Origin of the sequence: Pseudomonas sp. FP1762, assembly GCF_030687105.1 — a bacterium.
GTDB classification, from domain to species: Bacteria; Pseudomonadota; Gammaproteobacteria; order Pseudomonadales; family Pseudomonadaceae; genus Aquipseudomonas; species Aquipseudomonas siliginis.
The window spans coordinates 3,552,713-3,575,568 of sequence record NZ_CP117458.1 but is presented as its reverse complement, the minus strand read 5'-3'; the positions used below and the strand labels follow the sequence as shown (position 1 = coordinate 3,575,568).

Below are 22,856 nucleotides of genomic sequence, written 5' to 3'. Positions count from 1 at the left end.
GCGAGCAGGCTCGCTCCCACAGGGGTTTTTTGGCGATTTTGGGGTTGTGGCACGATCCCGAGCCGCCGCGGTCGTACTCTTCACCTAGCCGCATCACAGTGTGGAGATCCAATGAGCCAGGAAGTCCTGACCACCGAAACCAACCGTCGCCAGTTGCAGCAGATCATTGCCGGGCTGTCGGACGGGGTGATTCTGCTGGAACTCGACAAAAGCATTCTCTGGGCCAACGAAGCGGCGCTGACCATGCACGGTGTCAGCACCATCGGTGATCTGGGCAGTAACGCCGACGAGTACGCCAGACGCTTCACGCTGCGCTATCGCAATAATCATGTCTTGCCGCCGGACAACTACCCGATCAGCCGCGTCGCCCGCTGCGAGGCGTTCAATGATGTGCTGATCGAAGTTTCGTCCGTGGACGACCCGGAGCGGGTCTGGGTGCACAGTGTGCGCAGCATGGTCCTGACCGACCGCGTCGGCCAGCCCGAGTCGCTGGTGCTGATCATGAGCGACGTCACCGATTGGGCCAATGCTGAGCTGCGTTTCGAAAAAACCTTCAATGCCAACCCTGCACCGGCAGTGATCTGCCGACTCAGCGATTTGCGCTACATCAAGGTCAACCCGGGCTTTCTGGAAATGACCGGCTATACCCGCGATCAGGTGATCGGCACTTCGGCTTACGAAATCGATATCTTCGAGCAGGCGGATCAGCGCGATCTGGCTGTCCAGCGCTTGCGCGATGTCGCGACCATTCCGCAAATGCAGGCGGAGTTGCGCCTTCCCGACGGTGGCAGTAAACAGGTGATCGTTGCCGGTCAGCCGCTGCTGCTCAATGACGAGAATTGCATGCTGTTCTCCTTCGTCGACATGGAGCCTCGGCGCCGGGTCGAAGTGGCCTTGCGTCAGAGCGAGGAGCGCTTTGCCAAGGCTTTTCGTCTGACGCCGGTACCGATTTTGATCTGCACCGCTGACAAGCAGGAGGTCATCGACGTCAATCAGGCGTTCCTCGATACCCTGGCCTATGACAGCGATGACGTACTCGGCAAAACCGTGACGCAGCTGAGCTTCATCCACGATGACAGCGCGCGCACGCGCCTGCTGTCGGCGCTGGCGAAGAACGGTCGTGTGGATCGGGTCGACGTGCCCGTGCGCAAGAAGGACGAGGAGTTGCTGGAGTGTGCGGTCTCGGCTGACACCGTGAACATTCACGACACGTCCTGCTATCTGCTGGTGTTGATGGACATGACCGAGCGCAAGCGCACTGAGCTGGAACTGGTCGCGGCGATCGAAGAGGTGATGAAGGATGCGTCGTGGTTCAGCCGAACGCTGATCGAGAAGCTGGCCAACGTGAAGAAAATCAACTCGCCGCAGCTGCCCAGCGCCTCGTTCACCGACCTGACGGCCCGTGAGCGTGATGTGCTGGGTTTGATCTGTGAAGGTCTGGCGGACAAGGAGATCGCCGCGCGGTTGAAACTGGCGCCCAATACCGTGCGCAATCATGTGGCCACCGTGTACTCGAAAATCGATGTGCATAGCCGCAGCGAGGCGATCGTCTGGGCTCGCGAGCGTGGTTTGTTTTCGGGAGAGTGGGGCACCAAGGGGCAGCGCTGAGGGTGCAAATGCACTAGTTACAAGGGTGCAAATTCATGTATTGGCCAAGACGTTGTGTTCTTAGGCTGGTGGGGTGCGGTGTGGGCCATTTCGGGCCTGCGATCGTGCCCCTTTTGAAACAGTCATAGGAACAACGTCAATGATGAATCTTGCGCAGTTGCGCGCTCGGCTCGAGCACAGTTTTGCGCCGCTGGCTTGTGAGTGTTCGGTGGATGGTGATCATTCGCTGACGGTCAAGTTGTATCACCGGGATTCGGGGCAGGTGGATCTGGTGATCAGTGGGCTGGATCTGGCTTCGCTGCGTACGCCCGGGGCGGTTGAGGCGTTGGTGGGGGAGTTGCGGTATGAGCTTGAGAGCAATTCCTTGCGTTCTTCGCGGGATCCGGATTTGGCTTAAGCGCGCTTTGGTCTTGGCGGCCTTTGGGCCGGCCATGCTCTGGGGGGGGGGGTGGGTGTATATCCGTTTCTGCGGGTGCTGCTGGTTACGGTTCCGCCCTTACGGCGGGTCACTTTTGGCAAACGCCCCAAAAGTAACCAAAAGGTCTTCGCCCTGACGTTCGGCCCGCTCGCTGAGGCTCGGGGTTCCTTCGCTCCGGGATCGATCCTGGCGCAGCGGCTCCGGTTTGCTTCGCTGCACCTACACTCGCTGTGTACGACTGCGTCGTACGGTCGCTGCGCTCCCACGCCCGGATCAATCCCTCCACTCAGCCTGCCGACGGGCTCCAAGATCAAGATCAAAAGCGGTACTCGAGCTAACGCTCATCGTGTGTAGGAGCTGCCGAAGGCTGCGATCTTTTGATTTTGATTTTGATTTTCTGTGGGAGCGAGCCTGCTCGCGAAGGCGGCCTGACAGCCGACCTGGTTGTTACTGAACTCACTCGATCAAACCTGTGGGAGTGAGCCTGCTCGCGATGAGGCCCTCGCCGACAACCATCATCCCAATCCAGCCCTCTGCCGGAAAATCCCCGCAAAAACCGACAGCCCAAACCAGCCAATCACCCCAATCCACTGGCGCTAACAAGGCGCTCAGCTATAAAGAATGAGTGGTCAGGTCTTCCGCGGCCGGTTGGGTTGCGGGAGTTTGTCTCTCTTTACCGCGGGTCGTCCTATGAATAATCCTGGGAAACGCGTATTGCCGTTGGCTTTTCTTGCTGTGCTGTTGGCCGGTTGTGCCAGTCCTCCACCCCCTGCGCCTGTCGCGCCGCCGCCACCGCCGGAACGTCGGTGTGAGGTGCTGGAAAATACTGAGGTTGCCGGGGATGTGTATGTGGATGGGCAGGTGACGCGCCACATCACCACTACGCGTTGCATAACCCAATAAGATTCGCGATTCCTCGATTGCACGAAGCCTGGAACCCAGCAGTGACCCTGTGGGAGCGAGCCTGCTCGCGAATGCGTGGTATCAGTCAAAACATAGCTGACTGACACAACGCTTTCGCGAGCAGGCTCGCTCCCACACGGGTTAGCAATTTGCCCTGGATATCAGGACAGGAACCCGCCATCCACATTCAGCGCCACGCCAGTGGTGTAGCTCGACGCATCGCTGGCCAGGTACAGCACCGCGCCGGCCATTTCGCTTGGATCGGCTACGCGTTTGAGCGGGATCTGGGTCAGTGCCTGTTTCAGAATCGCATCGTTCTTGACCAGCGCCGAGGCGAATTTGGTGTCGGTCAGGCCGGGGAGCAGGGCGTTGCAGCGGATGCCGAATTGCGCGCATTCCTTGGCGAAGACTTTGGTCATGTTGATGACCGCCGCTTTGGTTACCGAATAGATGCCCTGGAAGATGCCCGGCGAGATGCCGTTGATCGACGCGACGTTGATGATGCTGCCGCCACCGTTTTCGCGCATGAGCTTGCCGGCTTCGACCGACATGAAGAAGTAGCCGCGAATGTTCACATCGACGGTCTTCTGGAACGCCCCCAGATCGGTGTCCAGCACGTTGCAGAATTGCGGGTTGGTCGCGGCGTTGTTGACCAGGATGTCGAGGCGGCCGAATTGTTCCTTGATCCCGGCGAAGACCTGGCTGATCTGCTCCATCTCACCGATGTGGCAGGCCACGGCTGTCGCCTTGCCGCCGGCGGCGATGATGGCGTCGGCGACGTGTTGGCAGCCATCGAGCTTGCGGCTCGAGACGATCACGTGGGCGCCTTGCTGGGCCAGCAGTTTGGCGATGGCTTCACCGATGCCACGGCTGGCGCCGGAGACGAAAGCGATTTTGCCGTCGAGGTCGAACAACTGAGTCTTGGACATGGGTTTCCCTTGTTGAAAGTCTTGTTATTGGCCCGGATCAGAGGCTGGATTTCTGAATGACCTGCAGGCTCATCTGCTCCAGCAGTTTGTTCATGTGAATGAACTGCGCGAAGCGTTTGTCCTGCGTCTGGCCATGGTAGAAGCGGTAGTAGATCTGCTGCACGATGCCGGCCAGGCGGAACAGGCCGTAGGTGTAGTAGAAGTCGAAATTGTCGATGCGGATGCCCGAGCGCTCGGCGTAGTAGTCGACGAATTCGCGGCGGGTCAGCATGCCCGGCGCGTGGCTTGGCTGGCGGCGCATCAGTTGCACCGGTGCCGGGTCGCCGGCTTCGATCCAGTAGGCGAGGGTGTTGCCCAGATCCATCAGCGGGTCGCCGAGGGTGGTCAGTTCCCAGTCGAGCACGCCGATAATTTGCATCGGATTGGCCGGGTCGAGAATGACGTTGTCGAAGCGGTAGTCGTTGTGGACGATGCTCGACGTCGGGTGGTCGGCCGGCATCTTGTCGTTGAGCCAGGCTTTGACCGCTTTCCAGTGCGGCGCGTCCGGGGTCAGGGCTTTTTCGTAACGCTCGCTCCAGCCCTTGATCTGCCGGGCGACGTAGCCTTCAGGCTTGCCCAGATCGCCGAGGCCGCAGGCGTTGTAATCGACCCGATGCAGTTCGACGAAACGGTCGATGAAGCTTTTGCACAGCGCTTCGGTTTTCGCCGAATCGAGGCCCAGCTCCGGCGGCAGTTCAGCGCGCAGGATGATGCCCTTGACCCGTTCCATCACATAGAACTCGGCGCCGATAACGGCTTCGTCGATGCAATGCACGTAGGCCTTCGGGCAATACGGAAAGCCGTCGCGCAGTTGGTTGAGAATGCGGAATTCACGGCCCATGTCGTGGGCGGATTTGGCCTTGTGGCCGAACGGCGGGCGGCGCAGAACGAACTCTTGCTCGGGGTATTCCAGCAGGTAGGTCAGGTTCGACGCGCCGCCAGGAAACTGGCTGATCTGCGGCATGCCGGTCAGGCCGGGAATGTGCGCCTTGAGGTACGGATCGATCAGGCTGGCATCGAGTTCTTCGCCCGCGCGGATCCGGGTGGACTGGTCAGTAAGCGCCATGCTTATCCCTTCTGCTTATTTTGGAGGCCAGACATCATTGGCTAATCTAATGGCGCGCTCGGGTGCTCACAAGCGCGGGTCGGTCTTATAGGTTCGCGTGTTGCTGGATAATCAACTTTGAGAATGGGGCAAAGATCGGCGCGGTTCGACGATGCCACGCGCGTTAATGCACGCGCTGGTTGTTCAACTTGGGCGGCAGGGCGACGGGAGTCAGCACCGGTTGCCCGGAGAAAAACGCCATCAGGTTTTTCCCCACCAGTTCAACGGTGCCTTGGGTGGCTTCGGGGGAAAGCCCAGCGACGTGGGGAGTCAGCACAACGTTGCTGAGGTGTTTCAGGGCATCAGGCACTTCCGGTTCGTGATCGAACACGTCCAGTGCAGCGCCGGCGATACGACGTTGCTCAAGTGCGGTGATCAGGTCTGCCGTTGCGATAACGCTGGCGCGGGCGATGTTGACGATAAAACCCTTGGGGCCGAGCGCATCGAGCACTGCTCGCGTCACCAGATGTTGCGTACCAATGCCGCCGGGCGTGGCAACGACCAGGAAGTCCGAGGCTCGCGCCAGATCGGTCGGTGTCGAGCAGAACGCATAAGCGACTTCGCTGCGCACCTGGCGGCTGTGGTAGCTGACCTGCATGTCGAACCCGAGCTCCGCACGTTTGGCAATCGCCATGCCCACTGCGCCCAGCCCGAGGATGCCCAGACGCTTGCCGGCCAGCGACGGGCGCATGATTTTCGGCCATTCACCGCGACGCACGGCTGCATCGCAGCGCGGGATATCGCGGACCAATGCCAGCAGCAACGCCATCGCATGATCGGCCACTGACGAGGCGTTGACTCCGGCGCCATTGGTGACGGTGATCCCACGGTCACTGGCCGCTTGCAGATCGACCTGTTCATAACCGGCGCCGATCACCGTGATGATTTTCAGGGCGGGCAGGGCGCTGATCTCTTGCGCAGTCAGGCCCAGTGGGCCGCGAGTGAGCACGGCATCAATGCGACTGCCATGGGTGGCGATGGCTTGCGCACGTTCGGCTGGCGTTGGTGCGAGGATCAGGTGGAATCCCTGATGCTCAAGAATCGGCAGATAGTCATTGATCGTTTCAACCAGTACCAGAACGGTTGCGGGCATTGCGCGGCTCCTGTGATTGGCGGCGGGTGGGTCGCGAAAGTCGACTCAGAGTGCTGAATCCGCAGCGGCTTGGCAATCGTTGCATTCGCGCAGTGGTGCTTTGATTCTGGACGGGTTCGTGGAACAAGCAAGCACGCAGGCATGGACGCTGCGAATCAGCTGACGTATTGCGCAATGCCGTTGCCAAACGACCAGTTCTCTTTCTTTACCTCCAGCAGATTGATGAACACATCCTCCAGGCGAATACCCAGTTGCGCATGCAGGCTCTCGGCAATGGTCTTGAACAGCAATTGTTTCTTTTCCACGCTGCGCCCTTCGCTGATGGTGATCTGGATGAACACCACGCCGTCGCTGCGCTCGATGCCGAGGTATTGCGGGTCGTACACGAAGTGCTGGCCGTCGTGCTCGTTGAGAATCTGGAAGTTGTCGTGCTCGGGCACATCGATACAGGTGCGCAGGGCGGCGTAGATCTGTTCGCCGATGCGCCTGGCGAAAGTGGGGTCTGGGTTTTGCTGGATGTCGACGCGGACCAGTGGCATGGGAGGCTCCTCGGGTTATGGCTTCTCTCACGCTAGATCAATGGCGGAGTTCTGGCAGGTAGTTGGTCTGGAATATTGCGGATCACTCGTATGAGGAGGCTTACGTGAATCGCGGATTTTGCCTACGGGGATGGCAGATGCGTCTGCTGGTCAGCGTGAATGGAACAGTTTGATGATAAGGGCATGACGATAGCCGTCGATGTGCATGCAAATGCTGACACCGATCCGCCAGCAGCCAAGGAGGGCAAATGTTCCATAACGATCGCGAAAATCTGGAGCTAGACAGGCTGGAAAACGAATCAAGGAAACTCGTGGCTGAATGGAAAAAGCTTCAGGCTGAAGAGAAAAAGTTATCAAGGGAGACGAAGCTCTATCCAATTGCAGTGTTTGGTGGAGTCTTGACTGCAATCACCGCAGTGGCAGGGTTTTTCTTCAAGTTGTGAGTCTTCATGCTTCACGACCGTCAGGCGCATTATTCAAAGGTTAATCAGTATGAGCACATATGACCGTAAGGCACGACTGGAGCAAATTGAGCGAGAGTTCGCAGAATATGACGAAGCGGTGCGCAATAGAGACAAGCGCGAAAATGGCAAGCTCTGGTTGCTTTTCGGCTTCGGGCTGTACTGCGTTTTATTGGGTTTCATGCTCGGCATATCGCTCTAGGCGCATTCGATGACGCATGGGTGGGTGCAAAACGTATCCGATTGCGGCATCCGACGTATCCATAAACGACCTTGTTTTTTCTATAAACGACCATCCTTGGATCTGCTCCGCACAACCATTCCTCAGCTAAGTCTTTGCTTGCATTGATTTATCACGGAGAATCGCGCCCCTGTTTCGGCCGGAGCATGTCTGTCGGTTTTTTCCGACGCGTCCTGACCGAGTGGCAAGTGACCGGAATGCGGAGATCCGACCGGATGAATGATCAGGCCAATAGCCTCGAAAAGCGCTTCGACGCAGCAGCACCCGCTGAACTTTCGAGCTGGAATCGCCAGGACACCACCTGGATGCTGGGACTGTTTGGGACGGCCATTGGCGCCGGCACCCTGTTTTTGCCGATCAACGCAGGATTGGGTGGCTTCTGGCCGCTGGTGATCCTCGCGCTTTTGGCATTCCCGATGACGTTTTACGCTCACCGTGGCCTGACCCGTTTTGTCCTGTCCGGTCGCGAAGGTGCTGATATTACCGAAGTGGTCGAGCAGCATTTCGGTATCAAGGCCGGTGCCTTGATCACGCTGCTGTACTTCTTTGCCATCTTCCCGATCCTGCTGATCTACAGCGTCGGCCTGACCAACACGGTCGCCAGTTTCCTCGAACACCAACTGCACATCACGCCGCCACCGCGCGCATTGCTGTCGTTCGTGCTGATTCTCGGCCTGCTGGCCGTGGTTCGTTGCGGTGAGCAGGCGATCGTCAAGGCCATGAGCCTGATGGTCTATCCGTTCATCGTTGCGCTGCTGTTCCTCGCCGTGTACCTGATTCCGCACTGGAACGGCGGCATCCTCGCCACCGCCTCGCAAGTGCCGGCGCCGTCAGCGCTGCTGCACACGCTGTGGCTGGCGATTACGGTGATGGTGTTCTCGTTCAACCATTCGCCGATCATCTCGGCGTTCGCGATGGACCAGAAGCGTCGTTACGGTGTGCACGCCGACGAGCGCAGCTCACAGATCCTCGCGCGCGCTCATGCATTGATGGTCATTTTGGTGCTGTTCTTCGTATTCAGTTGCGTGCTGACCCTGTCGCCAGAGCAACTGGCTGAGGCAAAAGAGCAGAATCTTTCGATCCTGTCGTACCTGGCCAACCACTTCAGCAACCCGACCATCGAGTTTGCGGCGCCGTTGATTGCGTTTGTGGCGATCTCCAAGTCGTTCCTCGGTCATTACATCGGGGCCAGCGAAGGCCTCAAGGGCCTGATCGTCAAGAGCGGCAGACGTCCGGGTGCCAAAACGCTGGATCGCATCGTGGCGGCGTTCATGCTGGTGATCTGCTGGATCGTCGCGACGCTTGATCCGAGCATCCTGGGCATGATCGAAACCGTCGGTGGGCCGGTGATTGCGGCGATTCTGTTCCTGATGCCGATGTACGCGATTCGCAAGGTGCCAGCGATGGCGCGCTATCGCGGTCAGGCGTCGAACGTGTTTGTTACCGCGGTGGGACTGGTGGCGATTTCGGCGCTGGTTTACAAGCTGGCTGTCTGACCTGTCACTGATGACTGATCGTTCCCACGCTCTGCGTGGGAATGCCTCTTGTGACGCTCTGCGTCACGCTTGGGGACGCAGAGCGTCCGGGGCTGCGTTCCAACGCGGAGCGTGGGAACGATCAGAATGCTTGCCCGGCAGGCATAAAAAAAACGCCGCTCATCTCACGATGGGCGGCGTTTTTTATGGCCTTGCAGCGTTAGGCTTGAACGACCGGGATCTTGGCGTTCGCAGCAGCTTCACGGAACTCGGCGATCTGGTCGAAGGACAGGTAGCGGTAGACATCGGCCGCCATGCTGTCGATCTTGCCAGCGTATTCCATGTACTCCTCGACGGTCGGCAGGCGACCCAGGATCGAAGCAACGGACGCCAGCTCGGCCGAGGCCAGGTAGACGTTCGCGCCGTCGCCCAGACGGTTCGGGAAGTTACGGGTCGACGTCGACACCACGGTGCTGTTCGGCTCAACGCGTGCCTGGTTACCCATGCACAGCGAGCAGCCTGGCATTTCCATGCGTGCGCCGGCCTTACCGTAGATGCCGTAGTAGCCTTCTTCGGTCAGTTGGTGAGCGTCCATTTTGGTCGGCGGCGACAGCCACAGACGGGTTGGCAGCTGACCCTTGACCTGATCCAGCAGCTTACCGGCAGCGCGGAAGTGACCGATGTTGGTCATGCACGAACCGATGAACACTTCGTCGATCTTCTCGCCAGCAACGCTGGACAGCAGACGGGCGTCGTCCGGATCGTTCGGCGCACACAGCACAGGCTCGTTGATGTCGGCCAGATCGATTTCGATGATTTCGGCGTATTCGGCGTCGGCATCGGCTTCCATCAGTTCCGGGTTGGCGATCCAGGCTTCCATCGCTTGGGCGCGACGTTCCAGAGTACGCGCATCGCCGTAGCCTTCGCCGATCATCCAGCGCAGCAGGGTGATGTTGGACTGCAGGTACTCGGTGATCGACTCTTTCGACAGCTTGATGGTGCAGCCGGCAGCCGAACGTTCGGCCGAGGCGTCGGACAGTTCGAACGCCTGCTCGAGGGTCAGACCTTCCAGACCTTCGATTTCCAGGATGCGGCCGGAGAAGGCGTTTTTCTTGCCTTTCTTCTCGACGGTCAGCAGACCGTTCTGGATAGCGAAGTACGGAATGGCATGAACCAGGTCACGCAGGGTGATGCCAGGTTTCATCTTGCCTTTGAAGCGCACCAGGATCGATTCCGGCATGTCCAGCGGCATGACGCCAGTGGCAGCGGCGAACGCGACCAGACCGGAACCGGCCGGGAACGAGATGCCCATCGGGAAACGGGTGTGCGAGTCACCACCGGTACCGACGGTGTCCGGCAGCAGCATGCGGTTCAGCCACGAGTGGATGATGCCGTCGCCCGGACGCAGGGAAACGCCGCCGCGGGTCATGATGAAGTCAGGCAGGGTGTGGTGGGTGGTTACGTCGATCGGCTTTGGATAAGCCGCGGTGTGGCAGAACGACTGCATCACCAGATCAGCGGAGAAGCCCAGGCACGCCAGGTCTTTCAGTTCGTCACGGGTCATTGGACCGGTGGTGTCCTGAGAACCCACGGTGGTCATCTTCGGTTCGCAGTAGGTGCCAGGACGCACGCCTTGGCCTTCTGCCAGACCGCAAGCCTTGCCGACCATTTTCTGCGCCAGGGTGAAACCCTTGGTGCTTTCAGCCGGAGCTTCCGGCTTCTTGAACAGGTCGAACGGCGGCAGACCCAATTCGGCGCGAGCCTTCTCGGTCAGGCCACGGCCGATGATCAGCGGGATACGACCGCCGGCACGGACTTCGTCCAGCAGCACCGGGGTTTTCATTTCGAAAGTGGTGATGACTTCGTCGGTACCGTGCTTGCAGACTTTGCCAGCGTGCGGGTACAGGTCGATCACGTCGCCCATGTTCATGTTCGACACGTCGAACTCGATCGGCAGGGCGCCGGCATCTTCCATGGTGTTGTAGAAGATCGGAGCGATCTTGCTGCCGAAGCAGAAACCGCCAGCGCGCTTGTTCGGCACGTACGGGATGTCGTCGCCGAAGAACCACAGCACCGAGTTGGTGGCCGATTTACGCGAGGAACCGGTACCGACCACGTCACCAACGTAGGCGATCGGGAAGCCCTGGCCGCGCATTTCTTCGATCTGCTTCATCGGGCCGGTCTTGCCTTGCTCGTCCGGAACGATGCCGTCACGGGCCATTTTCAGCATGGCCAGGGCGTGCAGCGGGATATCAGGACGCGACCAGGCGTCTGGCGCAGGGGAGAGGTCGTCGGTGTTGGTTTCGCCGGTGACCTTGAATACGCGCAGGCTGATCTTGTCGGCCAGCACCGGGCGCTTCTTGAACCACTCGCCGTCAGCCCAGGATTGCAGCACGGCCTTGGCGTGAACGTTGCCGTTCTTGGCTTTTTCGGCGACGTCGTGGAAGGCGTCGAACATCAGCAGGGTGTGCTTGAGTTCTTCGGCGGCGACTGGCGCCAGCTCGGCGTCGTCCAGCAGTTCGACGAGGGTGACAATGTTGTAGCCGCCCTGCATGGTGCCGAGCAGTTCTACAGCGCGTTTCTTGTCCAGCAGAGGGGAGGTGGCTTCGCCCTTGGCCAGGGCAGACAGGAAACCGGCCTTGACGTAGGCGGCTTCGTCCACTCCAGGCGGTACGCGATTGGTGATCAGGTCAACGAGGAAAGCTTCTTCGCCAGCCGGAGGGTTCTTCAGCAGCTCGATCAGGCCTGCTGTTTGTTCGGCGTTAAGCGGCTGGGGAACGATACCCAGGGCTGCACGCTCTTCGATATGTTTGCGGTAGGCTTCAAGCACAGTTATTACCCTCATCAGTGGTCCCAAATGGGTGTCCGGGACGCTCATCCCGAAATTGCCGTACTCATGCGCCTCACGACGTTGTGGGTCGTTTGGCCAGAATTACCGGCAATTCCTTACAGAAGCTGCTTTCAAAGTTTTACGCCTGCAGAACGGGGAGCTGATGAGGGTTGGCGTTGGGCTTTTCCCCGCTGGAAAAACCCTTCGCCAACACCGCTCTGAAGGAACGACTGTGCTCGTGACGCTTTGAAAACAGCTTCTAACGGACATTGGCGCCTTAAAAGGCTGGCTGATTCTACGGCAAAAAAAATTTAAAGGTAAGTCGCGCTCTATTGGACTTTCGTGGCAATCAGCGCGGTCGGAGCAAACCTGCGACGCTGGCGAGACCTTGCTGTTTGAGGGGTGATCAATGCCCGACAAAGGGCTAACATGCCGGCCTGTTCCGCGTTTCAGTGTTCTGCCCATTTATGCCCAATCAGACCATCAAGACCCCCTGCGTCGGCCTCTGCTCCACCGTTTACGGTGACCTGGTGTGCCGTGGCTGCAAGCGTTTCCATCACGAAGTGATCCATTGGAACGGATACAACGAGGAGGAAAAACGTGCGGTGTGGCTGCGTCTGGAGCAATTGCTGTCACAAGTGATGGCGAGCAAAGTCGAGATCTTCGATCCGGCGCGCCTGCGCGAGCAGCTCGAACAGCGCAAGATCCGCTTCGTACCGCATCAGTCGGAATATTGCTGGGCCTATCAGCTGATCGCCCGGGGGGCGCGGGTGATCATTAATCTCGAGGCGTACGGGATGGTGTTGCTGCCGGAATTCCGCGACTGGAACCTGCCGGAACTGCGTGATGCCATTGATCGGGAATTCTTCCTGCTGTCGGAAGCGCATTATCAGCGCTACATCGCCCCCGGCTTTCTCAAAGACGCCTTTGGCGCCTGAACAGCAAAAGATCGCAGCCTTCGGCAGCTCCTACATGGGAATGCGTTCTACCTGTAGGAGCTGCCGAAGGCTGCGATCTTTTGCTCTTAATGTTTCACGGCCAGTTCCACCAGATGATCCTCAACCTCCTGCGGCTTGAGCACCAGCACATCGCTTTCCAGGGTATCCAGCACCGCTTCCGCCGTATTGCCGATCAACGCGCCTGACAAACCACTGCGCGCTACCGTGCCAATTACCGTTACCGCCGCCTGCAGCTTGTGCGCCATGAACGGGATCAGCACATCTGCCGGGCCTTCCTCGATGTGCAGGTGCTCGTCATCGACATCGAACTCCGCCTGAAACGCCCGGCACTGCTCGCGGTATTTGGCTTCTATGGTCGATTTGAGCTGAAACGTCGGGTCTGCCGCCGAGAGCATCGGCGACGGATGCGCGGTGATCACATGCAGATGCGCCTTGGCCAGACTGGCGATGTCGTAGCCGTGATCAATGATGGTGCTGTGCAGATGCCGATGCTCACCATCGGCATTGCCGACATCGACGGCGGCGAGAATCACTTTGTCTTTCCACGAACCGGCGGTTTTGACCAGAAGCACCGGGGTAGGGCAGTGGCGCAGCAGCTTCCAGTCGGCCGGGGTCAGCAGGGCCTTTTTCAGCGAGCTGTCGGGGAAGTGCTGTTTGATCACCAGGCCGCAACCCTCGGCCTGCTGCACATCGATGATGGTTTCGTGCAGGCTCTCGTTCCACGCTTGTTCGGTGGTCACGCTGTACCCTTCGGCGAGCAATGCAGCCTTGAGCACGCTGAGCAGGCCGGCGTGGTCATGCTTCTTGTCACACACCAGCAGATGCAGATGGGCCTGGGTGACACCGGCGATCAGCTTGGCGCGTTTGAGCGCCAGGCTTTCTGCATGTTCAGGTTCGATGACCACCAGAATGCTGCGAATGGCTTGCATGAGCGGAGTCTCCAGCAAAGAAAAGGCACGGCGTTGCACAACTATAGTTGCTACCCGAACGTCTGCGACTTGATGCATATCAACAGCCCCCGCTGGTGGTCTGCGGACAGGCCGGTATAATCGGCGCCCTTCGCTCGAACACCTTTTACCGTGAGCCCCATGATCCTTCCCGAAATCCACGAATTCCTTGGCTGCCGCACCCCCGACGCCTGGGTCCAGGCGGCATTGGCCGACCAGGAAACCCTGCTGATCGACCACAAGAACTGCGAGTTCAAGGCTGCCAGCACGGCGCTGAGCCTGATTGCCAAGTACCACGCCCACGTCGACCTGATCAACATGATGTCGCGCCTGGCCCGGGAAGAACTGGTGCACCACGAGCAAGTCATGCGCATCATGAAGCGGCGCAAGATTGAGCTGCGTCAGCTGCACGCCGGCCGCTACGCCTCGGGCCTGCGCAAAGTGGTGCGCAGCCACGAACCGGTGAAACTGGTGGATACGCTGGTGGTTGGTGCCTTCATCGAAGCGCGCAGCTGTGAACGCTTCGAAGCACTGGTGCCGCATCTGGACGAAGAACTGGGCAAGTTCTATTTCGGTTTGCTGAAAAGCGAGGCGCGGCATTTTCAGGGTTATCTGAAACTGGCCTATCAGTATGGTGATGCCAAGGATGTCGCGCAGGTGATCGAGCGCGTCCGTGCAGCCGAGCAGGAACTGATCGAATCGCCGGACGAGGAATTCCGCTTCCACAGCGGTGTGCCGGTCGCCGCATGATCGGGTAGGAGCTGCCGCAGGCTGCGATCTTTTGATCTTGTTTTTACAAATCGAAAATCAAAAGATCGCAGCCTTCGGCAGCTCCTACAGAGGTCCGCAATTCAATCGGACATCATTGTCGGATTGTAAAAAAATCTTAAAAGTATGAAACATCACCGAAAACCGGCCCAAGTGGCCGGTTTTTGCTGTCTGCCGTGATCGCCTGTGCGATGAATGCCAGCATAATATCGGCCCTTCCACGTTTGGCTTGGCAACGGTTGTTATGGATAACCTGGGTTTCGGCAAAGTCCTGCTGGTCGAAGACGATGAGCGTCTCGCCGCACTGATCGCACACTTTCTTGAACAACACGGCTACGAGGTGCGCACGGTGCTTCGCGGTGATCTTGCCGTGGCCGCGTTTCTTGAATTCAAGCCGAAAGTAGTGGTGCTCGACCTGATGTTGCCGGGGCAGAGCGGTTTGCAGGTCTGTCGGGAAATTCGCAGTGTCTCGGACACGCCGATCGTGATCCTCACCGCCAAGGAAGACGATCTCGATCACATCCTCGGTCTGGAGTCCGGCGCTGACGATTACGTGATCAAACCGATCAAACCGCCGGTACTGCTCGCGCGGCTGCGTGCGCTGCAACGGCGGCAGACGCCGGACAGCAGCGTGGTGAGTTTCCTCGAGTTCGGGCAATTGAGCATCGACCGCAGTTGCCGTGAAGTGCGCTTGGCCGGTGAGCTGATCGAGCTGACCACCATGGAGTTCGAATTGCTCTGGTTGCTCGCCAGCGCGGCAGGCAAGATTCTTTCCCGCGATGACATTCTCAATCGCATGCGCGGCATCGCTTTCGACGGCCTCAACCGCAGCGTCGACGTCTACATCAGCAAATTGCGCAACAAGCTCAAGGACAATCCCCGCGAGCCGGTGTGCATCAAGACCGTGTGGGGCAAGGGCTATTTGTTCAATCCGTTCGCGTGGGAGTTGTAGATGCTGCGTTTGTTCCTCGGGCTGTTTCTGGTGATGACGGTAGGGCTGGTGCTGGCGTTGCAGACGGTCGAACACACCTTCAACGCCTTGCTCGACAGCCAGACGCAGGATTACAACCGTGAAGCCGTACGCGGTCAGGCGTGGTCGCTGGTCGATCATCTGCAAGGCCGCCAGGGCGCCGAGCGTGAACAGAAACTCGATTCATTGCGCGCGCATTACGGTCTGTCGCTGAGTCTGGTCGAGGCCGATCAACTGGCCCTGACACCGCAGGAAAAAGCCGAGCTCGCGCGGAACCTGTTGGTGATCCGCGACGATTACACGCAGTTCATCAGCAACATCGATGGCGGCTCGCAATTGCTCAGCATCAAGCTGCCGCCGGAGCCGAGCCTGATGCCGTTCTACATCACCGCGGCGTACATGATGCTCGCAGTGCTGATCGGCATCGTCCTGTTTTTCTGGGTGCGCCCGCACTGGCGCGATCTGGAAAAGCTGCGGCTGGCGGCCGAGCGTTTCGGCGACAACGATCTGTCGGTGCGCATCCAGTTGTCGCGGCGCTCAAACATCCGCGATCTGGCCGAGCACTTCAATCTGATGGCGGCGCGCATCGAGGGCTTGATCGCCAATCAGCGCGAGCTGACCAATGCGGTGTCGCACGAATTGCGCACACCGATCGCGCGGCTGTCGTTCGAACTCGATCAGCTCAAACAGCAACCCGACGCGAGCCAGAATCGCGAGCTGATCGCCGACATGTACGCCGACCTCGGTGAGCTGGAGGAGATGGTCTCGGAATTGCTGACCTACGCCAGCCTCGAGCACGGCGCGACAGTGATCAAACGGGAGAATATTCATGCGGCCGACTGGCTCGACAGCGTCGTCGGCAGTGTGGCGCTTGAGGCCGAAGCAGTGGGCGTGCAGCTGTCGATCACCGATTGCCAGGTCGACACTGTAAGCATCGAACCGCGCTTCATGGCGCGGGCGGTGATCAACCTTTTACGCAATGCCATTCGCTACGCCGAGCAGCGCGTCGAGGTGTCGCTGCTGCGCAACGGCAATGACTATGAAGTGCGGGTCAGCGATGACGGGCCGGGTGTGCCGCTGGAGGGACGGGAAAAAATCTTCGAACCGTTTTCCCGACTGGATGCCAGCCGTGATCGGCGCACCGGTGGTTTCGGACTGGGCCTGGCGCTGGTGCGGCGGGTGTCGCAGTCCCATGGCGGGCAGGTTGAGGTTGGCGAATCGGTGTGGGGCGGGGCGTTGTTCAGGATGACCTGGGCGCATCTGGATTGATTGATATTGCCTGACCCGGCCCCTTCGCGAGCAGGCTCGCTCCCACAGGTGATCGCAATCCAAATGTGGGAGCGAGCCTGCTCGCGAAGGGCGCGGTTTTCAGCGGGTCACACCCAGTCGCTCATGCCACTGGGCGATCGATTCTTCAGGATATTCATCAAACTGCTGATCCTTCGGCTTGGCCTCCACCTCGACCCACGGCGCTTTCGAGCCAAGCATCAGGTGCGTGTGTTCCGGCGGCACCGGCAGTGGCGTGTCGATCGCCGAGGCGAATGGGTGAATCAGCTCTGGCCACTCCGGGCTGAACAGCCACAGGCCGCTGCCGCACAGCGAACAGAAGTGGCGCTCGGCGCTGCTGCGATGGGCGCGCTTGTCGCCGTCAGCTTTCATCTTCGCGTGATAAATGCTGATGTTTTTGCGCCCGCGAACCTTGAGAGTGGTCGCGTCGCCGCCAAGGTTGATCGCATAACCGCCGCCGCCCTGGGTCTTGCGGCAGATTGAGCAGTAGCAGCGTTGATAGGGATAAGGATGGGCGCTGTCGAGGCTGAACGTGACTTCGCCGCAATGGCAGGAGCCTTCGAGGTGCATGGTGCTCTCCTGTGTCTGAATGGTCCGCTTCAGCCTAGAACATTCTGCTGGATGCTTGCCGGTGTGATGCGACCGGCGGGCGCAGCGTCTAGCCCCAGTGTCCCCGCGATCCCATGGGGCGAGACTTTCGGAACCCGGCATGCAAGCGCTGTTGAACGAGATCCTTGACGCCGTCCGGCCCCTGATCGGGCAGGGCAAAGTTGCTGACTATATTCCCGCCCTCGGCACGGTACCGGCCAACCAGCTGGGCATCGCCGTGTACAGTAACGATGGCGAAATGTATTGCGCCGGCGGCGCTGAAACGCCGTTCTCGGTGCAGAGTATTTCCAAGGTATTCAGCCTGGTGCAGGCCATCGATCATTCCGGCGAAGCGATCTGGGAGCGGCTTGGCCACGAGCCGTCCGGCCAGCCGTTCAACTCGCTGGTGCAACTGGAATTCGAGCGCGGCCGCCCGCGCAATCCGTTCATCAATGCCGGTGCGCTGGTGATCTGCGACATCAACCAGTCGCGCTTCGCCGCGCCGACACTGTCGATGCGCGACTTCGTCCGGCGTCTGTCGGGCAACCCGCAAATCATGATCGACGGCAAGGTCGCCGACTCCGAATACCAGCATCGCGCGCGCAATGCGGCGATGGCCTATCTGATGCAGTCGTTCGGCAACTTTCACAACGATGTCGAGGCGGTGTTGCGCAGCTATTTCAGCCACTGCGCACTGCGCATGAACTGCATCGATCTGGCCCGGGCGTTCTGCTTTCTGGCCAATGACGGGTTCTGCAAGCACAGCGGCGAGCAGATCCTGACGCGCCGCCAGACCCAGCAGGTCAATTCGATCATGGCCACCAGCGGTTTGTACGACGAGGCGGGCAATTTCGCCTATCGCGTCGGCTTGCCAGGCAAGAGCGGGGTCGGCGGCGGCATCGTTGCGGTGGTGCCGGGGCAGTTCAGCGTGTGCGTGTGGTCGCCGGAGTTGAACGCCGCCGGCAACTCGCTGGCGGGGATGGCAGCGCTGGAACTGCTGAGCTCGCGGATTGGCTGGTCGGTGTTCTGACCCACCTGAACACCACATGACCCTGTGGGAGCTGGCTTGCCAGCGATGAGGCCCTGTCAGTCACTATAAATTTGCCTGAACCACCGCTATCGCTGGCAAGCCAGCTCCCACAGGTTTCTTTAGTGTTTGAGGAGGTGTATTTCAGCCAGTAATCCGCTACATTTTCCGACCGCCCTCTGCATGGTGAATCCGCTTCATGTCTCTTGCGCTCGAACGTCTAGTCGCTGGCACGCCGATCCCTTTCGCTGGTAACCGCGTCACCGTGGTCAGCCCCGAACTGGCCGCGCGGTTTCAGCCCGGTGACCATTTGCTGGTCGAGCAGGTCAGTGGCGAGTTGTTGCTGATCCCCGTGGCCGATCAACAGGCCGCCTCGGTGGCAATCGAGCGTGCGGCTGCAGCATTCACCGCGTTGTCGGCGGTGTCCGATGAAGCCATCAGCCAATTCTTCGACCTGTTTGCCCAGCGCTTGGAAAACCCTGAATGCTGGTCGCAGATCGAAACCGCCAACCGCACCGACATCGAACGGGCCAAGGCGCGCGGTCGCTCGACCACACGCTTGCTCGCCGATGAACGCATGCGCCGCGACATGATCGCCGGGCTGCGCGCCTGGCGTGATGCGCCGCCCACGCGTGGCAAAGTGATCAGCAGTGTCGAGCACGACGGCTGGAAGGTTGAGCAAGTCGTCTCGCCGCTGGGCATCGTCGCGTTTGTCTTCGAAGGCCGTCCCAACGTATTTGCCGACGCCGCCGGCGTGTTGCGCACCGGCAATACGGCTGTGCTGCGCATCGGCAGCGATGCGTTGGGCACTGCGCAAGCTATCGTCACTCACGCCTTGAACCCGGCGCTGGCCGAAGCCGGTTTGCCGGTGGGGGCGGTGTCGTTGGTCGAAAGTGTCAATCACGCCGCCGGTTGGGCGATGTTTGCCGATCGGCGTCTGTCGCTGGCGGTGGCGCGCGGCTCGGGCCGTGCGGTCAGTCAGTTGGGCAGCATCGCCCAGCAGGCCGGCACTGCCGTCAGCCTGCACGGCACCGGCGGCGCGTGGCTGATCGCCGACCGTGACGCCGACGCCACACGCTTCGCGGCGGTGGTGCGCAACTCGCTGGACCGCAAGGTCTGCAATACCCTCAACGTCTGCCTGATTCAGCGCGAACGCGCCGATGAGCTGGTGCCGCTGTTCCTCGAAGCTTTGAAAGACGCCGGTACTGCGCGCGGCCAAGGCTGCAAATTGCACATCGTCGCGGGCAGTGAAAGTTGCCTGCCAAGCGAATGGCAGAACGCAACAGTCGAGGTTTATCGCGCCGAGGGTTACCGGACCGAAGCGCTGGCCGAATCCTTGCCCGAGTCGGACCTGGGCCGCGAGTGGGAATGGGAAGAAACCCCGGAAGTCAGCCTGATGATTGTCGACGATCTGGATCAGGCGATTGCGCTGTTCAACCGTTACAGCCCGCAATTCACCGTGTCGTTGATCAGTGAGGCGGCGGCGGTTCAGGAACGCTTCTACAACGCGGTGAATGCGCCGTTCGTAGGCAACGGCATCACCCGTTGGGTCGATGGCCAGTACGCGTTGAACAAGCCGGAGCTGGGCCTTTCGAACTGGGAGAGCGGGCGCCTGTTTGCGCGCAGCGCGATTCTTTCCGGTGACGGCGTGTTCACCGTGCGCAGCCGAATGACTCAGGTAGATCTCACGGTGAAACGCTGATCTGTTGATCGTTCCCACGCTCCGCGTGGGAATGCAGCCCGTGACGCTCCGCGTCACTGGACGCAGAGCGTCCCTAGAGGCATTCCCACGCAGAGCGTGGGAACGATCACGGTGGGGAGTCAGGCAGCGTGGCTGGCTTTCGCGCTGATCGCGCAAGTCTCAGGCCGCTCGGCCAGCGGCACAAAGGTACGACGATCAGAAGAGAGTGCGTCGATCGAACCGGTCTCGATGTCGTAAACCCAGCCATGCAGATTCAACCGGCCTTGCTCCTGGGCCAGGCGCACACTCGGGTGGGTCTGGATATTCGCCAGTTGCGCAATCACGTTCTCGCGCACCATCGAGCTCAATTTCGCCGTGTCGCTGCCATGCACGCGCGCTTCGTTCACTACCTTCGCCGATTCGGCATGCTGCAGCCAGCCATTGACAGCGGGCAGGTGATCCATGCATTTGCACTGGGCAATCGCTGTCATCGCGCCGCAATCCGAGTGGCCGCAAATCACGATATCGGTCACCCCCAGCACTGCCACCGCATATTCCACCGTCGCCGAGACCCCGCCCGGATGCGGGCTGTAGGAGGGCACGATATTGCCAGCATTGCGGATCACGAACAGCTCGCCGGGCTCTTGCTGGGTCAGCAGCTCAGGCACCACACGGCTGTCGGAACAGGTGATGAACAGCGTGCCGGGTTGCTGAGTCGTGGCCAGATGTTTGAACAGTTCGCTGCGTTGCGGGAAGGCTTCGTTCTGGAATTTCAGGAAGCCGTCGATCAGGGCTTTCATGGCATGTCCTCGTGGCAGAAATGAGATGGCCCGCACGCAGGGTGCGGGCCGGGCGTATCAGAACGGACGCAGCGGCAGGAACTTGCCGTCGAGGGTCACCACGGCGCGGGAGCCGCCTTCCCGGTCTTCGACTTTCTTGATGTCCAGTTTGAAGTTGATCGCACTGATGATGCCGTCACCGAACTGTTCGTGAACCAGGGCTTTCAGCGTGGTGCCGTAGATCTGGATCATTTCGTAAAAACGGTAGATGGTCGGATCGGTCGGCACGCCGCTGAGGCTGCCGCGCAAAGGAATGATCTGCAGAGCGGCGACGTCATCTGCGCTGAGGTCAAGCTTGTCGCCGACCACTTGAGCAGCGTTTTCCGGCAAAGGATGCTGGCCGAGCAGGGCGGCGGTAACGTAGGCCAGGCTGAGGCCGGTGCCGTCGGCGAGATCCTGCCACGACAGAGCTTTTTTCGCCTTGGCGTCGAGAACGCGGGTGGTCAGGGCCAGGCTGTTGTCGCTGTAGGCGTGGGACTGTTGCATGGTGTCACTCCTTTCAGGGGTTGGCTTGCTGTGTGGAAGCAATGTTGCGCCGGTCGATTCATAGCGTCCAAGACCGATATACAATGCTGCGCATAAGCCCTGCCTATAGATGGTGTTTCCATGCTTTTGCGACATTTGCGTTATCTGCTCGCCGTTGCCGATCACGGCGGCTTCACCCGCGCCGCCGAAGCGCTGCATGTATCGCAGCCGACGTTGTCGCAGCAGATCCGGCAGCTGGAAGAAACCCTCGGCGTCAGTCTGTTCGATCGCACCTCGCGCACGGTGAAACCGACCGATGCCGGCGCGGCATACATTGAATGCGCACGCCGCGTGCTGGTGGAGCTGGAGGCCGGACAGCGCGCCTTGCACGATGTGAAGGATTTGTCGCGCGGCACCTTGCGCCTGGCGATGACGCCGACGTTCATGGCGTATCTGGTCGGGCCGTTGGTGCGTGATTACAGGGCGCGGTTTCCCGGGATTCATCTGGAAATCTTCGAACTGTCGATGGACGACATCGAGGCAGGGCTGGCGGATGATTCGCTGGATGTCGCGATCGCGTTTACGCCGGTGCGCAATGCCGATATCGAATGCTTACCGGCGTTTACCGAGACGCTGGGGATCATGGTCGGGCCTGGGCATCCGCTCTATGGCAGCCCTTCGGTGTTGACGCCGGCGGAATTGGCATCACTGGATTTCGCCTTGCTGGCGCCGGGCTTCATTACGCGGTTGTCGGTGGATGAGTATTTCCGTGAGCACGGGATTACGCCGCAGGTGCGGATTGAAGTGAATTCGGTGAGTACGTTGCTGGAAGTGGTGCGGCATGCGCCGCTGGCGACCATGCTGCCCGAGGCGATTGCCAGCGAAGACCGCGCGTTGCGCCGCTTGCGTGTTGAAGGGGAGGCGCCGCAGCGGGGAGCGGCGTTGTTGCGGCGCAGGAATAATTATCACAGCGCGGCGGCGTTGGCGTTTGTGGAACTGGTGCTCGGCATGAAAAGCCCCTCACCCTAACCCTCTCCCAGCGGGAGAGGGGACTGACCGAGGTGTTTGGTCAAGTCACGCCGACCTGAACGAGCTTCGTTGACTCATAATCGCCACGGTCATTCAGGTCTACGGTTGAGCTGAGGCAACTCGGTCGGCTCCCTCTCCCTCGGGAGAGGGCTGGGGTGAGGGGCGACGGGGGCACTCACGCCGCATAACTCAAAAGAACAACAAAGGGCCTGCTCCCAATCGGAAGCAGGCCCTTAGTCAAATAATCTACAACTCAATAAAACCGATCAATCACCCGAACTTCATTTTTGTTCTGCATCGAATCCCACGCCTGTTTCAGCGTCTGCAGCACGTTCTCAATGAAGTCCTTGTCGGCCGCAGCCTTCTTGCCGACATAACCGTGGCCGCGGCGGTACATCTTCAGGCGGGCCAGCAGGTTCTGGTGATTGCGGTCGAATTCTTCTTCGCCAGCGTGGGGCGACAGGCAGTCAATGTGTACCTGCCCCGACTTGCTGATCCAGAGAATATGGCTGTCGTGGCTGTCTTTCTGCGCCGCGAACATACGCGCCAGTTCTTCGATGGTGGGTTGATTGTTCAGATTCATTGTTATGCCCCTTGACCAGTCTGGTGATCTTTCAAAGTTGATTCGCTAATACAGGTAGCCCATCGGTTAGTT

Annotated in this window: 22 protein-coding genes; 12 read left to right on the top strand and 10 right to left on the bottom strand. The window is 59.8% G+C overall.

Annotated elements, in window-relative coordinates:
- Nucleotides 1-111: 111 nt before the first annotated feature.
- Both PSH90_RS15820 and PSH90_RS15815 read left to right on the top strand, forming a co-directional pair.
- A complete protein-coding gene (locus PSH90_RS15820) occupies nucleotides 112-1,608 on the top strand; it encodes a helix-turn-helix transcriptional regulator (protein WP_095180256.1) in 1,497 nt (498 codons plus the stop codon).
- A 139-nt stretch (nucleotides 1,609-1,747) separates the two neighbouring features.
- Entirely contained in the window at nucleotides 1,748-2,005 is a 258-nt protein-coding gene (locus PSH90_RS15815) for a DUF1652 domain-containing protein (protein ID WP_123442222.1), read from the top strand.
- A gap of 1,085 nt (nucleotides 2,006-3,090) precedes the next feature.
- Here the strand turns inward: PSH90_RS15815 and PSH90_RS15810 are convergent.
- From PSH90_RS15810 to PSH90_RS15795, 4 genes are all read right to left on the bottom strand, one after another.
- Nucleotides 3,091-3,858, bottom strand: a complete 768-nt coding sequence (locus PSH90_RS15810; protein ID WP_095120260.1) for an SDR family oxidoreductase — start codon at nucleotides 3,856-3,858, stop codon at nucleotides 3,091-3,093.
- A gap of 37 nt (nucleotides 3,859-3,895) precedes the next feature.
- Nucleotides 3,896-4,963, bottom strand: a complete 1,068-nt coding sequence (locus PSH90_RS15805) for a phosphotransferase family protein (protein WP_305380981.1) — start codon at nucleotides 4,961-4,963, stop codon at nucleotides 3,896-3,898.
- A 163-nt stretch (nucleotides 4,964-5,126) separates the two neighbouring features.
- Nucleotides 5,127-6,095, bottom strand: coding sequence for a 2-hydroxyacid dehydrogenase (locus PSH90_RS15800; protein ID WP_305380979.1), 969 nt, complete (start codon nucleotides 6,093-6,095; stop codon nucleotides 5,127-5,129).
- A 155-nt stretch (nucleotides 6,096-6,250) separates the two neighbouring features.
- The gene (locus tag PSH90_RS15795; protein ID WP_252876491.1) at nucleotides 6,251-6,634 is read right to left on the bottom strand and encodes a tautomerase family protein; all 384 of its coding nucleotides are present in this window, start codon (nucleotides 6,632-6,634) and stop codon (nucleotides 6,251-6,253) included.
- A 248-nt stretch (nucleotides 6,635-6,882) separates the two neighbouring features.
- On the opposite strand from PSH90_RS15795, the gene PSH90_RS15790 reads away from it, so the two are divergent.
- From PSH90_RS15790 to PSH90_RS15780, 3 genes are all read left to right on the top strand, one after another.
- On the top strand, nucleotides 6,883-7,077 hold the full coding sequence (locus PSH90_RS15790; RefSeq protein ID WP_056789207.1) for a hypothetical protein: 195 nt from the start codon (nucleotides 6,883-6,885) through the stop codon (nucleotides 7,075-7,077).
- 49 nt (nucleotides 7,078-7,126) lie between these two features.
- Nucleotides 7,127-7,297 carry a hypothetical protein gene (locus PSH90_RS15785; protein WP_163032915.1) on the top strand — a complete coding sequence of 57 codons (171 nt, stop codon included), beginning with the start codon at nucleotides 7,127-7,129 and terminating at the stop codon, nucleotides 7,295-7,297.
- A 254-nt stretch (nucleotides 7,298-7,551) separates the two neighbouring features.
- Complete coding sequence (locus tag PSH90_RS15780) at nucleotides 7,552-8,832, top strand: serine/threonine transporter (RefSeq protein ID WP_122881407.1); 1,281 nt, start codon at nucleotides 7,552-7,554, stop codon at nucleotides 8,830-8,832.
- Between the two features lie 199 nt (nucleotides 8,833-9,031).
- On the opposite strand, the gene acnB is transcribed toward PSH90_RS15780, so the two are convergent.
- Entirely contained in the window at nucleotides 9,032-11,641 is a 2,610-nt protein-coding gene (gene acnB / locus PSH90_RS15775; protein ID WP_252878185.1) for a bifunctional aconitate hydratase 2/2-methylisocitrate dehydratase, read from the bottom strand.
- A gap of 467 nt (nucleotides 11,642-12,108) precedes the next feature.
- Between acnB and PSH90_RS15770 the strand changes: the two genes are divergently transcribed.
- Complete coding sequence (locus PSH90_RS15770) at nucleotides 12,109-12,579, top strand: DUF1289 domain-containing protein (protein WP_024013275.1); 471 nt, start codon at nucleotides 12,109-12,111, stop codon at nucleotides 12,577-12,579.
- An 86-nt stretch (nucleotides 12,580-12,665) separates the two neighbouring features.
- On the opposite strand, the gene PSH90_RS15765 is transcribed toward PSH90_RS15770, so the two are convergent.
- Nucleotides 12,666-13,529: a universal stress protein gene (locus PSH90_RS15765; protein ID WP_041480840.1), complete on the bottom strand. Its 864-nt coding sequence runs from the start codon at nucleotides 13,527-13,529 to the stop codon at nucleotides 12,666-12,668.
- A gap of 159 nt (nucleotides 13,530-13,688) precedes the next feature.
- Between PSH90_RS15765 and PSH90_RS15760 the strand changes: the two genes are divergently transcribed.
- From PSH90_RS15760 to PSH90_RS15750, 3 genes are all read left to right on the top strand, one after another.
- Nucleotides 13,689-14,297, top strand: coding sequence for a tRNA-(ms[2]io[6]A)-hydroxylase (locus tag PSH90_RS15760; protein ID WP_041480839.1), 609 nt, complete (start codon nucleotides 13,689-13,691; stop codon nucleotides 14,295-14,297).
- A 262-nt stretch (nucleotides 14,298-14,559) separates the two neighbouring features.
- Nucleotides 14,560-15,267, top strand: coding sequence for a winged helix-turn-helix domain-containing protein (locus tag PSH90_RS15755; RefSeq protein WP_041480838.1), 708 nt, complete (start codon nucleotides 14,560-14,562; stop codon nucleotides 15,265-15,267).
- Nucleotides 15,268-16,554, top strand: coding sequence for an ATP-binding protein (locus PSH90_RS15750; RefSeq protein ID WP_252867791.1), 1,287 nt, complete (start codon nucleotides 15,268-15,270; stop codon nucleotides 16,552-16,554).
- A 99-nt stretch (nucleotides 16,555-16,653) separates the two neighbouring features.
- Here PSH90_RS15750 and PSH90_RS15745 read toward each other — a convergent pair whose 3' ends face one another.
- Entirely contained in the window at nucleotides 16,654-17,142 is a 489-nt protein-coding gene (locus PSH90_RS15745; RefSeq protein ID WP_137214906.1) for a GFA family protein, read from the bottom strand.
- A 139-nt stretch (nucleotides 17,143-17,281) separates the two neighbouring features.
- Between PSH90_RS15745 and glsB the strand changes: the two genes are divergently transcribed.
- Entirely contained in the window at nucleotides 17,282-18,190 is a 909-nt protein-coding gene (gene glsB / locus PSH90_RS15740; protein ID WP_305380977.1) for a glutaminase B, read from the top strand.
- Nucleotides 18,191-18,386: 196 nt separating this feature from the next.
- Nucleotides 18,387-19,889 carry an aldehyde dehydrogenase family protein gene (locus PSH90_RS15735; RefSeq protein WP_056789219.1) on the top strand — a complete coding sequence of 501 codons (1,503 nt, stop codon included), beginning with the start codon at nucleotides 18,387-18,389 and terminating at the stop codon, nucleotides 19,887-19,889.
- Between the two features lie 119 nt (nucleotides 19,890-20,008).
- On the opposite strand, the gene PSH90_RS15730 is transcribed toward PSH90_RS15735, so the two are convergent.
- Together PSH90_RS15730 and cynS are read right to left on the bottom strand one after the other, a co-directional pair.
- Nucleotides 20,009-20,668, bottom strand: coding sequence for a carbonic anhydrase (locus tag PSH90_RS15730; RefSeq protein WP_056789222.1), 660 nt, complete (start codon nucleotides 20,666-20,668; stop codon nucleotides 20,009-20,011).
- Nucleotides 20,669-20,725: 57 nt separating this feature from the next.
- Nucleotides 20,726-21,193 carry a cyanase gene (gene cynS / locus PSH90_RS15725; RefSeq protein WP_056789225.1) on the bottom strand — a complete coding sequence of 156 codons (468 nt, stop codon included), beginning with the start codon at nucleotides 21,191-21,193 and terminating at the stop codon, nucleotides 20,726-20,728.
- A gap of 120 nt (nucleotides 21,194-21,313) precedes the next feature.
- On the opposite strand from cynS, the gene cynR reads away from it, so the two are divergent.
- Complete coding sequence (gene cynR / locus PSH90_RS15720) at nucleotides 21,314-22,201, top strand: transcriptional regulator CynR (protein ID WP_252886372.1); 888 nt, start codon at nucleotides 21,314-21,316, stop codon at nucleotides 22,199-22,201.
- A gap of 253 nt (nucleotides 22,202-22,454) precedes the next feature.
- Here the strand turns inward: cynR and PSH90_RS15715 are convergent, their stop codons facing one another.
- Nucleotides 22,455-22,784 (bottom strand): hypothetical protein, encoded by a 330-nt coding sequence (locus PSH90_RS15715; RefSeq protein WP_252886371.1) that lies wholly within the window; start codon nucleotides 22,782-22,784, stop codon nucleotides 22,455-22,457.
- Nucleotides 22,785-22,856 lie beyond the last annotated feature (72 nt).